This window comes from Rhizobium leguminosarum (genome assembly GCF_010668065.1).
GTDB classification, from domain to species: Bacteria; Pseudomonadota; Alphaproteobacteria; order Rhizobiales; family Rhizobiaceae; genus Rhizobium; species Rhizobium leguminosarum_S.
On record NZ_WUEN01000017.1, the window covers coordinates 101,087 to 112,252 of the forward strand.

Annotated in this window: 10 protein-coding genes; 5 read left to right on the forward strand and 5 right to left on the reverse strand. The window is 62.2% G+C overall.

Annotation, left to right across the window (positions count from 1 at the left end):
- Nucleotides 1–41 precede the first annotated feature (41 nt).
- The 5 genes from GR198_RS31220 to GR198_RS31240 form a co-directional block, all read right to left on the reverse strand.
- Nucleotides 42–647, reverse strand: coding sequence for a PRC-barrel domain-containing protein (locus tag GR198_RS31220; RefSeq protein ID WP_131601176.1), 606 nt, complete (start codon nucleotides 645–647; stop codon nucleotides 42–44).
- A 232-nt stretch (nucleotides 648–879) separates the two neighbouring features.
- The gene (locus GR198_RS31225) at nucleotides 880–1,767 is read right to left on the reverse strand and encodes an SMP-30/gluconolactonase/LRE family protein (protein ID WP_131601174.1); all 888 of its coding nucleotides are present in this window, start codon (nucleotides 1,765–1,767) and stop codon (nucleotides 880–882) included.
- Entirely contained in the window at nucleotides 1,764–2,405 is a 642-nt protein-coding gene (locus GR198_RS31230) for a 2-dehydro-3-deoxy-6-phosphogalactonate aldolase (RefSeq protein ID WP_164070215.1), read from the reverse strand. The genes GR198_RS31225 and GR198_RS31230 overlap by 4 nt, the downstream gene beginning before the upstream one ends.
- A gap of 13 nt (nucleotides 2,406–2,418) precedes the next feature.
- Nucleotides 2,419–3,336 (reverse strand): 2-dehydro-3-deoxygalactonokinase, encoded by a 918-nt coding sequence (locus GR198_RS31235; protein WP_164070216.1) that lies wholly within the window; start codon nucleotides 3,334–3,336, stop codon nucleotides 2,419–2,421.
- Nucleotides 3,336–4,100 (reverse strand): SDR family NAD(P)-dependent oxidoreductase, encoded by a 765-nt coding sequence (locus tag GR198_RS31240; protein ID WP_164070222.1) that lies wholly within the window; start codon nucleotides 4,098–4,100, stop codon nucleotides 3,336–3,338. The genes GR198_RS31235 and GR198_RS31240 overlap by 1 nt, the downstream gene beginning before the upstream one ends.
- A gap of 111 nt (nucleotides 4,101–4,211) precedes the next feature.
- On the opposite strand from GR198_RS31240, the gene GR198_RS31245 reads away from it, so the two are divergent.
- The 5 genes from GR198_RS31245 to GR198_RS31265 all read left to right on the forward strand — a co-directional run bounded on the left by GR198_RS31245 (nucleotide 4,212) and on the right by GR198_RS31265 (nucleotide 10,997).
- Nucleotides 4,212–5,009, forward strand: a complete 798-nt coding sequence (locus GR198_RS31245; RefSeq protein ID WP_164070217.1) for an IclR family transcriptional regulator — start codon at nucleotides 4,212–4,214, stop codon at nucleotides 5,007–5,009.
- Nucleotides 5,010–5,264: 255 nt separating this feature from the next.
- On the forward strand, nucleotides 5,265–5,999 hold the full coding sequence (locus GR198_RS31250; RefSeq protein WP_164049671.1) for a helix-turn-helix transcriptional regulator: 735 nt from the start codon (nucleotides 5,265–5,267) through the stop codon (nucleotides 5,997–5,999).
- 541 nt (nucleotides 6,000–6,540) lie between these two features.
- Nucleotides 6,541–7,713 (forward strand): Mrp/NBP35 family ATP-binding protein, encoded by a 1,173-nt coding sequence (locus GR198_RS31255; protein WP_029872622.1) that lies wholly within the window; start codon nucleotides 6,541–6,543, stop codon nucleotides 7,711–7,713.
- A 389-nt stretch (nucleotides 7,714–8,102) separates the two neighbouring features.
- Nucleotides 8,103–9,080: a magnesium transporter CorA family protein gene (locus GR198_RS31260; RefSeq protein WP_164070218.1), complete on the forward strand. Its 978-nt coding sequence runs from the start codon at nucleotides 8,103–8,105 to the stop codon at nucleotides 9,078–9,080.
- 18 nt (nucleotides 9,081–9,098) lie between these two features.
- Nucleotides 9,099–10,997: a potassium transporter Kup gene (locus GR198_RS31265; RefSeq protein WP_164070219.1), complete on the forward strand. Its 1,899-nt coding sequence runs from the start codon at nucleotides 9,099–9,101 to the stop codon at nucleotides 10,995–10,997.
- Nucleotides 10,998–11,166: the final 169 nt, after the last annotated feature.

The window sequence follows — 11,166 nt, forward strand, 5'->3', positions numbered from 1 at the left end:
CCTGGGAGCGCCATCGCCTACGCTATACTACCGCGCACGGATTACTTAGGCGTGGTCGAGCCGGTCGCCGTGGTATCGGTACCGGTCGCAGCCGGAGCCTTTTCGGCCGACTGCATTGCCAGCGTCTTGAACTCAGGTGCGGCCTTCAGCGATTCAGCCGTTTCGCTGGTCGTCAGCTTGACGCTGCCGTCCTGGGTGTTCTGCGCGACTGTGATCTTTTCCATCGGCACGGCGACGTTCTTTTCACCGATGCCGAGGAAGCCGCCGACGCCAACGATTGCGGCAACCATGCCGCCATCCTTCTTGAGGATCAGGTCGTTGACGCTGCCGATGCTTTCATTGTTGCCGTTATAGACCGACTGGCCGATATAGGTGTTGGCGCTGACCTGGTCCGGAGACTGTTCCGTCAGATAGCCGGCCTGAGCCGTGTCCGCCGTCGGTGCTGCGGCCGGAGCCTGTGCGGCATCGCCTGCGGGCTTGGTGACATCAGGCGTCATCGGCTTCGGTGCTGCCGGATCGGCAGGAGCCGCCTGGGTCGGAGCGGCGGGGTCCGCAGGCTGCGGTGCCGTCTGCGAGAATGCCGCCGGTGCGAAAGCCGTGGCAAACAGTGCGCCAGCGGCAACGGTCGTCAAGAGTTTGCGTGTCATTTCGAACCTACCTTCGTTTTTTTCTAGAGCGATCGCTGACCCGGCAATACCTGTTTCTCAGGTCTCGTCACCGCGCCAGTTCGAAGGGAAAATGACTGGTGGAGTGATTGGTTCCGGTTGAAAACACGGAAAAATTTTCGATTTTCACGGAACCTTTATCGAAGGGCAGCCGCTGAAACGAGAAAAGGCGCCCCGGTGGGGAGCGCCTCTGATCACCGATGACAAGCAAAAATCAGATTACATAGACGGGATCGAACACGCCTTTGACGTCGATGCCGAGTTCCAGCAGCGCGCCGGCACTGGGCTGCGCCGAACGGGCATCCTCGTCCAGCCCCTCCCAGGCGGTCGTTACCGCAAGCCGGTCGGCATTGACGCCGATGAAGGCTGGGCAGGAGGGCTGGACGGCAGGAACCATATAGCGCGAGATGCGCAGACCGTCCGGACTATAGCGGTCGACGACGCCGGCGCCCCAGCGCGCATTCCACAGATAGCCGTCGGCATCGACCACCGAGCCGTCGATGCTGCCGGGGTCGTCCATGCTGTCGACCAGCACGATCGGCTCGCCCGAGGGCAGGCCGGTCAACGGATCGACCATGACGCGCATCAGCCGGTTGATGCGGGAATCCGTATAATAGCCGACCGTGCCGTCAGGCGAGAAGCAGATCGAATTCGGGATGCTGATGCCGTTGAAGATCTTCGTCACCTTGCCGCTGGCGACATGATAGATAGCGCCGGCCTGGTTTTCCGCCCGCTTGCTCATCGTACCGATCCAGAGCGCACCCGAAGGATGCGTGCGGCCGTCGTTCGAACGGTTTTCCGGCCTGTCGTTTTCGAGGGCGGCGTAGAAGGTGAGGTTGCCGCTTGCCACATCGCGCACGAAAAGCCCTTCTTCCGTCGCGATCAGCTGCCGCCCGGCATCGATGCGGGCAAGCACGCTCGCCATCACAGGCAGCGGATGCACCTTTTTCACAGCCGTCGAAAGATTGAGCTCGTGCAGTTCCTTGCCGAGGATGTTGAACCACCAGACGGTATTGCTGTCGGGATCATAGGTCGGGCCTTCACCGAGAACGGAATTGGTATTGCAAAGTGTTTTGCCCTCGAACTCATAGATATCGGTCATACGTTCACGCTCCCAATGGCTGCATCATAGGCGTAAATGGTCGCCTTGGCGCGCTCGGCAACCTCTGATGCGGTCATTCCTGGCTTGTAGATGCTGGTGCCGAGGCCGAAGGCGAAGATGCCGGCCCTGGTATAATCGCCGAAATTCTTGTCCGAGACACCGCCGACGGCGGCAATCATCAGCTCCGGCGGCAGGATTGCCCGGATCGCCGTAATGCCGGAAGGGCCGAGCACGCTGGCCGGAAAGAATTTGAGACCGGTGGCGCCGGCGCGCGCAGCCGCCAGCGCCTCGGTCGGCGTGAAGACGCCCGGCATCGTCACCATGCCGTATTCGCGCGCCCGGATGATCACCTCCGGCTCGACATTCGGCGTGACCAGCAGCTTGCCGCCGGCCGCATGCAGGCTGTCGACCGCCTCGACGCTCAGCACCGTGCCGGCGCCGATCAGCACTTCGGCCGGCGCCATCTTCGCGGCGATCTCGATGGATTTGAACGGCTCCGGCGAGTTGAGCGGGATCTCGATCGCCGTCAGGCCATTGTCGATCAAAGCACCGACGACGCTTTCAGTCTCGTCAGGCCGGATGCCGCGAAGGATGGCGATCAGCGGGCGCTTCACGTCGGGGAAGGGGATACGGTTCATCGTGTCAGCTTTCTCAATTCGGCCAGATGGCTTCGGCAGCGGCCGAAAGCCCGCGGCGCACGGCGGCGTCGGCGTCAATGGCGGTGAAGGCAAGGGAGAGGGTTCTGAAGGCCTGTTCGTAAAGCGCCTGCAGGCGCCCGGAGGCGACGAGGGTGATGGTGGTGCCGTTTGCCGCATCCTGCAGCGCCCCGGCGATTTCGAGGCCGATCAGCGTACCGGAAAGCCGGGCTTGCGCGGCAGCGGCAGAAATCCCGTGCAGGAGCTGGCCGGAACGGGCGGCAAAGAGCAGGTTGGAGGCAAGGGCCGGGCGTGCGAAAGCGGCCGAGACCGCGGCCTCGAAGGCTGCCGCATCCGCCGGCTGGTCTTCCGCACCGGCCACGGCATGCGAAAGGATCGTGTGTTTGCTGATGACGTCGAAAAGCTCGCCGGTCATGAAGGTCGAAAAGCCGGTCACCTTGCCGTCCGTCACATGCACCCATTTCGAATGCGTGCCGGGCATGCAGACCGCCTGCGCGCCCGAGCTTGCGCGGCCGAGCGCGCCGAGAAGCTGGGTTTCCTCGCCGCGCATGACGTCGGGCGTCGCCATGTCCCGCTGGGCAAGGCCCGGCAGAATGCGGATGTCGCGGCTTTCGCCGGGAACGGAGACCGCCCCGCTCAGGATCGAGGCAAGTGGCGCCGGCACGTCGATATAACCGGCCTCGACCCAGCCCTGCCTGGCGCCGGCCATGCCGCAGACGATCACCGGCAGGTTTTCCGGCGCCTCGATGGCGGCGAGATGGCCGGCAAGCACCGCGGAAAAGCCGGTCTTTGCCGCGCTCGTCATGCCTTCGCCGCTGCGGCGTTCGGCAAGGACGGTGCCGTCCCGACCGATCAGCCAGAGCCGAAAGCTGCTGGTGCCCCAGTCCACCGCGACATAAGCGGGATTTGCCATTACAGAACGCCTCCATCGACAATCAGGGACTGGGCGGTCATCGCCGCCGCACAGTCGGATGCAAGAAACAGGCAGGGGCCGACGATCGCATCGGGTTTGAGCGCGACCTTCAGGCATTGGTCCTCGACCGAGCGCGCAATGCTCTCCTCGGTGAGCCAGAGCTGCATCTGCCGCTCGGTGACCACCATGCCGGGCAGGATGCAGTTGACCCGGATGTTCTCCGGTCCGAGCCTGCCCGCCATGCTCTTCGTCAGCCCGACGACCGCCGCCTTGGCGGCCGCATAGGCGGGAAAGCCGCCCATGTTCAGCTTGAAGGCGATCGACGACATATTGATGATCGCCCCGCCGCCGGCCACCCGCATCGACGGCACGACTGCCTGCGAGGTGAAGAACACATGCTTGAGGTTGACCGCCTGGTTGTTGTCCCAATAGGCCTCGGTCACCGCGTCGAATTCATGACGGTCGTCCCAGGCGGCATTGTTGACCAGCACGCGGATCGGCCCCGAGCTGGCAATGACGCTATCGACCGTGTGCCGGATCGCCGCGATGTCCCGCAGATCGGCATGGTAAAAGGAGACCGGATGCGCCGTCTCCCGCGACAGCCTTTCGGCCAGTTCGCGGCCGGCGGCCTCGGCGATATCGATGAACGAGACCTTGGCGCCTTGGCGCGCGAAACCTTCGACGATCGCAGCACCGATGCCCGATCCGCCGCCGGTCACGAGCACGGCTCGGTCTTTGAACTCGGGAAATTGTGCTGCTGGCATTATGGTCACCGTCGCCTCCCGACCGTATCGTTGTTCCATTATTTGGAACTTAATTTGACTATATGGAATTATCGAATTACAGTGCCCTTTCTGTCAAGGGTGGATGATGCAATGGATTCAAACGGCGGCGGCGCAGCACAGGCACGCGAGACCGGCACGCTCGGCAAACTGATGGTTCTGCTCGATCTCGTCACCCATGCCGATGCGCCGCTGCGTTTCACCGATATCCTGGCCCTTGCCGGCCAGCCGCGCGGCACGCTGCATCGCCAGCTCACCCATCTGGTGGAGGAGGGGTTGCTCGAGCTCGATGGCGACGGCCGTTATGCGCCCGGCCTGCGCCTGCTCGATTTCGCCGCCCGCAGCTGGGCGCGCAACGAATTCCGCCTGATTGCCGAACCGCACCTTCGAGATCTGCAGCAGGCAACCGGCGAGACGGTGCATCTCGGCGTCCTCAGGGGGCAGTCGATCATCTATCTCGATAAGGTCGAAGGCCGTCAGCCGGTGCGCATGTATTCGCAGATCGGCAATGCCTCGCCCTGTTATTGCACCGGCGTCGGCAAGGCCGCCCTTTCGCTGCTGCCGGCCGAAAGCCTCATCGATCTCGTCGCCGGCCTGCGCTTCACCAGCTTTACCGCCTCGACCCATGTCTCTGCCGAAACGCTGCTTGCCGAAATCCGCGAGATTGCCGATCAGGGCTATGCCTTCGACCGCGAGGAGCATGAGGCCGGCATCTGCTGCGTTGCCGCACCCGTCTGGTCGGAGGATCGGACCTTTATGGGGGGCATTTCGATTACCGGCCCGGCCTATCGCTTGTCGATGGAACTTCTGCACCAATGGGCCGTTCCCGTTCAGCTGGCGGCTGTCAGGATCATGGAGGGCATGCGCGTCCGGCTCGGTCCGCGCCGCTGACGGAAAAAATCACAATCGGCCCGCTGCTGGACGCGATCACAGAGCATGCTTATGATGAGCGCGATATTGAGATTTTCCGGCGAATCACCACAACTAGAACGGTCCGCGAAATCTACAACCATTCACCGGCCGAACGCTCAACGCTGAAGCCGATTCCAACCAGCGATCGTCGTTTCCCGATGCAATCGAGCCGGCCGCGGCGGGCAGGTTTCGCAAACGGTTTGCCGGCCGCTGTGCCGAAGATGAAGAAATGTGATGGCACCCTTGTCGCAAACATCCACGGAAGAAGACGATTATATCAAGGAAATAGCGGGCCTGAAGACCCAGTTCGATATTTTCCGTTTCATGAAACGCGTGACGGAGGCCTATCGCAGCCGTGCCTTCATGGTTCTCAACCTGCCGCCGATCACCTCCTTCGATCTTCAGGGCAGCACCGTCATCACCAGCTGGCCGGCCGAGCTTCTGGCGCTTTACGACCAGGAGGGCCTGATGGTGAACAGCCCGGTCCTGAGGCGGCTGAGAACATCCGCGCGGCCCTTCTTCTACGACATGTCGCGGCAGAACTGGTCGCGCGACGACGGCAAGTCCATTCTCGTCGCCTCCCTGTTCGAACGTTTCAAGATGATGCGCTGCGCCTATTTCCCGACGCATGAGCCCTCCGGCCTACGCGGCGCCGTCTCTTTCGCCGGCGACCGCGAACCCTTCAGCCCGGCCGAGATGCGCGAGCTCTGCTACATCGCCATCCATGTTTTCGACAGGCTTGCCGAGATCCGCAACCTCGATACGCGCATGACGGACACGCTGACCGACCGCGAGATCGATTGCCTCAACTGGACGGCGGCCGGCAAGACCAGTGCCGAAATCGCCGAAATCCTGACCCTGTCCGAGCATACGGTCAATCACTACCTCAACCGCGCCACTAAGAAGCTCGACACGGTCAACCGCACCCAGGCGGTCGCCAAGGCGCTGCGCATCGGCCTGATCAAATAAGTTGCAAAAAACAACCGACTGCTTTCGAAGCCGCCCAGCGCGTAGGCATATCTTTCCTGCTGAAGGGCTGTCGCAAGCGCTTTTGCGGTCTTTTCCCTGATTTTCCATCTGGCACGCTTTCTGCATCTCTTGATGCGAGAGGTCCAGAGGGGACTTTGAGACCAGCGCCAGGAAATGGCGCGGCCGACACACCGCTGCCCGACGCCGATGCCGCTTTTCTCCCGGCTCTTCGGTGTCGGCGGCGGTTGTTGCGTTTTGGCACCGCTTCTTTCCCGGCTGTCTGCGATTTCGTCTTTCCCGTTCACTTTTCGCTGGTCTTTTTTTCGGCTTGCTCTAGTTCGCCCCGGATTGCGCCGGTTCTCGGGGAGACCGTTGCGGCCATCAGGGCGAAAGCCCGGCGGACTTGATGGCCGCAACGGATTGCCAATTCTCCCCGGCGCTCTTTTGGCGCGCCGGCAATCGATTGTCCTGCCGATGATTTTGTTTGGCGAAGGCTTCCGTCTCCACTATCTGTGATCTGAAAAGAAGCAGTGAGGGTGGAATGGCCGACGTCACCAAGGAACAGGTTCTCGAAACGCTGAAGACCGTGCGTGGACCCGATCTCGAGCACGATATCGTCGAGCTCGGCATGGTCTCCGACGTCTTCATCTCCGACGGCAAGGTTTATTTCTCCATCACCGTCCCGGCCGATCGCGCCAAGGAGCTGGAGCCGATGCGGCTGGCCGCCGAGCGCGTCATCAAGGAAATGCCGGGCGTCAAGGGTGCCCTCGTCACACTGACCGCCGACAAGAAGGCCGCCGCCGCCGCGCCGGCTGCCCGGCCGAACCCGCCTCACGGCCATGCCGGCCACGATCACCAACATGATCATGCGGGCCACGCTCACACTCCTCAACAGCCGCCGCGCGCCGGCAAGATCGGTGTGCCCGGCATCGGCGCCATCATCGCCGTCGCCTCGGGAAAGGGTGGGGTCGGCAAGTCGACCACCGCCGTCAATCTCGCACTCGGCCTGCTCGCCAACGGCCTTCGTGTCGGCATTCTCGATGCCGATATCTATGGTCCCTCGATGCCGCGGCTGCTGAAGATATCCGGCCGCCCGACCCAGATCGATGGCCGCATCATCAATCCGATGGAGAATTATGGCCTCAAGGTCATGTCGATGGGCTTCCTTGTCGATGAGGAGACGGCGATGATCTGGCGCGGGCCGATGGTCCAGTCGGCGCTGTTGCAGATGCTGCGCGAAGTCGCCTGGGGCGAACTCGACGTCCTCGTCGTCGATATGCCGCCCGGCACCGGCGACGCCCAATTGACCATGGCCCAGCAGGTGCCGCTTGCCGGCGCCGTCATCGTCTCGACGCCGCAGGATCTCGCGCTGATCGATGCCCGCAAGGGCCTCAACATGTTCCGCAAGGTCGAGGTGCCGGTGCTCGGCATCGTCGAGAATATGAGCTATTTCATCGCCCCGGATACCGGCACCCGCTACGACATCTTCGGCCATGGCGGCGCCCGCAAGGAGGCAGAGCGCATCGGCGTGCCCTTCCTCGGCGAAGTGCCGCTGACGATGAACATCCGCGAAACCTCCGACGCCGGCACGCCGCTCGTCGCCTCCGAGCCGAACGGCGTTGTCGCCGGCATCTATCGCGGCATCGCCGCCAAGGTCTGGGAGCAGGTCGCTGGCCAGTCCCAACGCCCGGCGCCGACAATCGTCTTTGAATAATGCATGTCGCCCGGAAGTGTGCAGCGGTTCCGGGATAACGGCATGCATGAAACAAAGAGCTGACGCGCGTCGCATGAATCGGGTTCGATGCGAGGTGCTTGAGCGAGCCGAATCGCCGCGCCGGATACCCCAAATTGAGGGGGAAACGTGGTGAAAAGCCGCGCTTCACGGAAGATGTCTTGATTATTTCACGGCTTTGCTTCATATGCCGCGGCGCCATGATGGCGTTTTGCTGCAGTTGCTCAGTGACGGCTGTCTTCGTTTCGAAGAGGCCGGCCCGCCTGCAAGTTCGGAGTTGTCTTGTCGATCGAAGGATTGGGAACTGCGATGCGGTTGAGCACAACGCGCATGCCGGCCTTTAAGGTTGGATGCAGGCGGAGAGACGACCGGTGATTACCGCTTACTGTTCCAATTGCAGGTCGGTCGAGATCCGCGATCTGTCGCATGCCACATCCTTTCCCGAGGATGTCGTCTGGATCGACATGATCGAGCCGACCCGCGACGAGGAACTCTATGTCGAGAAGGTTCTCGGCATCGAGGTTCCGACCCGCGACGACCTCAAGGATATCGAGCCTTCCGCCCGTCTCTATGTCGAAAACGACGCCGTCTTCATGACCGCCTCGCTGCTCTGGAAGGCTGACACCGACGTACCGACGCTGACCGACGTCGCCTTCATCCTGGCTGGGAACCGCCTGGTCACCATCCGCTACGCCCATCCGAAATCCTTTGCACTGTTCATCGCCGCCCTTCATCGGCTGCCGGAAAACTGGCGCAGCGGCGCCGCCCTTCTCGCCAAGCTCTTGGAGACGATCGTCGACCGCACCGCCGAGATCCTCGAGATCTCCGTCTCGCGCCTCGACATCCTGTCGATGCATGTCTTCGGCGACCGGGCAAGGAAGGTGCGCAAGCCCTCGAACTATCTCGAGGAGAAGCTGCGCGATATCGCCGGCCATCACCGGATGATCAGCAAGGTGCGCGACAGTCTCGGTTCGCTTTCCCGCCTGCTGACGTTCTTCCACACCGTCCCGGCGATCCAGCAGGACCGCGAGGCGAAGGAACTCTGCCGCACCGTCTCGCGCGATATCCAGTCGCTATCGGAGCATGCTTCCTTCGTCGCCGCCAACATCACCTTCCTGCTCGATGCTTCGCTCGGGCTGATCAACATCGAGCAGAACTCGATCATCAAGATTTTCTCGATTGCCTCGGTGGTATTCTTGCCGCCGACATTGGTCGCCTCCGTCTATGGTATGAACTTTCAGGTCATGCCGGAGCTGACCTGGGCCGCGGGTTATCCCTATTCGCTGGCCCTGATGGTGATATCCGCCGTCATCCCCTTTTTCTTTTTTCGCTGGAAAGGCTGGCTCTGAGGAGCCTGTTGCAACTTCATGTCCGAAGAGAGCCATCCGAACGAACGCCATATGACGCCGCGAAAGCTGTTCTATCTCGCGCTGGGTTCCGTCGGCGTCGTCTACGGCGATATCGGCACCAGCCCGCTCTATGCCTTTCGCGAGGCGCTGAAGCCCGTGGCCCATGACGGCGTCACCCGTTTTGAAGTCATCAGCCTGATCTCGCTGATGATCTGGGCGCTGACGATCATCGTCACCATTAAATATGTGCTCTTCCTGTTGCGCGCCGACAATGACGGCGAGGGCGGCACGCTGTCGCTGCTTGCCCTGCTGATGAAGACCGCCAACGGCCACACCGCCATCCTGATGCTGCTCGGTCTGATGGGCGCAGCACTCTTCCTCGGCGATGCGATGATCACGCCGGCACTGTCCGTGCTGTCGGCCGTCGAAGGCCTGAAGCTCGTCACACCCAGGCTCTCTGAATACATCGTGCCGATCTCGGTGGTGATCCTGGCGCTGCTCTTCGTCGTGCAATCGCGCGGCACCGGCGCCGTCGCGAGGTTCTTCGGCCCGATCACCGCCGTCTGGTTCCTCGTCATGGCCGCCGCCGGCATTTCTCATATTTCGGACGATTACGGCATCCTTGCCGCCTTCAATCCCTATTATGCCGTCGCCTTCCTGCTGCATGAGGGCTTCTACGGCATCGTCGTGCTTGGCGCCGTCTTCCTGACGGTGACGGGCGCCGAGGCGCTCTATGCCGATCTTGGCCATTTCGGCCGTCGCCCGATCCAGTGGGCCTGGTTCCTGCTGGTTTTCCCGGCGCTGACGCTGAACTATCTCGGGCAGGGAGCGCTGGTTCTCGGCAATCCGATGACGATGTCCGATCCCTTCTATCTGATGTTTCCGAAATGGGCGCTGCTGCCGGTCGTCATCCTGGCGACCGCCGCGACGATCATCGCCAGCCAGGCGGTCATCACCGGCGCCTTCTCGATGGTGCGCCAGGGCATCAACCTCGGCTTCCTGCCGCGCATGGAAATCCTCTTCACCTCGGAAACCAATACCGGGCAGATCTTCGTGCCTTCGGTCAATGCCGTGCTGTTCATCGGCGTCATCTTCCTGGTCCTCAGTTTCAAGACATCGGACGCGCTGGCGACCGCCTATGGCATCTCCGTCACCGGCGCCATGGTCGTCACCTCGATCATGGCCTTCGAGTTCGTCCGCGCCCGCTGGAACTGGTCGCTTCCCGTCGCGGTGATCGCGCTTGCGCCGTTGGTCGTGCTCGAATTGATCTTCCTCGGCGCCAACCTTTTGAAGATCCACGACGGCGGCTATATCCCGATCATGATCGCCACGGCCTTTACCGTCGTCATGTGGACCTGGCGTCGCGGCTCGGCGATCCTGATGGAAAAGACCCGCCACACCGATATTCCGCTCGCCTCCTTCGTCAGCTCGATCGAGCGCAAGAGCGAACATTCGCCGGCCCAGGTTCCAGGCACGGCGATCTTCCTGACCAGCGATCCGGAATCGGCCCCCGCCGCCTTGCTGCACAATCTCAAGCACAACCATGTGCTTCACGACCGCAACGTCATCCTGACCATCCGCACGATCAACAAACCGCGCGTCCCGAGCCAAGACCGCTACAGGGTCGAGCAGATTTCCGAGCGTTTCTCCCGGGTCGAACTGCTCTTCGGCTTCATGGAATCGCAGAACGTCTCGCAGGCCTTGGCGACACTGCGCAAGACCGGACTGAAGTTCGACATCATGTCGACCTCCTTCTATCTCGGCCGCCGCAAGCTGGTGCCGGACGCCAAGTCGGGCATGCCCTATTGGCAGGACCGGCTTTACATCGCGCTCGCCAACGCCGCCGCCAATCCCTCGGATTACTTCCGCTTGCCGGCCAACCGCGTGGTGGAACTGGGCTCGCACGTTATTATTTGATGAGTGGGGCAAAGACCCCGCCCCAAACCCCTCCCCACAAGGGGGAGGGGCTTAACCTGTTGCGCCGTCTGCCAACTTTTCGACATTTCAGATAAGCGAGGCGGTGCCGCAATAAGTCCCTCCCCCTTGTGGGGAGGGGTTGGGGAGGGGCCTTTTGCGAGGCTACGAC

Coding starts and splice junctions, on each gene's coding strand:
- GR198_RS31250 (WP_164049671.1), top strand. CDS start 5,265: ATGGCACCCTTGTCGCAAACATCCACGGAAGAAGACGATTATATCAAG.
- GR198_RS31225 (WP_131601174.1), bottom strand. CDS start 1,767: ATGACCGATATCTATGAGTTCGAGGGCAAAACACTTTGCAATACCAAT.
- GR198_RS31235 (WP_164070216.1), bottom strand. CDS start 3,336: ATGGCAAATCCCGCTTATGTCGCGGTGGACTGGGGCACCAGCAGCTTT.
- GR198_RS31245 (WP_164070217.1), top strand. CDS start 4,212: ATGGATTCAAACGGCGGCGGCGCAGCACAGGCACGCGAGACCGGCACG.
- GR198_RS31255 (WP_029872622.1), top strand. CDS start 6,541: ATGGCCGACGTCACCAAGGAACAGGTTCTCGAAACGCTGAAGACCGTG.
- GR198_RS31265 (WP_164070219.1), top strand. CDS start 9,099: ATGTCCGAAGAGAGCCATCCGAACGAACGCCATATGACGCCGCGAAAG.
- GR198_RS31230 (WP_164070215.1), bottom strand. CDS start 2,405: ATGAACCGTATCCCCTTCCCCGACGTGAAGCGCCCGCTGATCGCCATC.
- GR198_RS31240 (WP_164070222.1), bottom strand. CDS start 4,100: ATGCCAGCAGCACAATTTCCCGAGTTCAAAGACCGAGCCGTGCTCGTG.
- GR198_RS31220 (WP_131601176.1), bottom strand. CDS start 647: ATGACACGCAAACTCTTGACGACCGTTGCCGCTGGCGCACTGTTTGCC.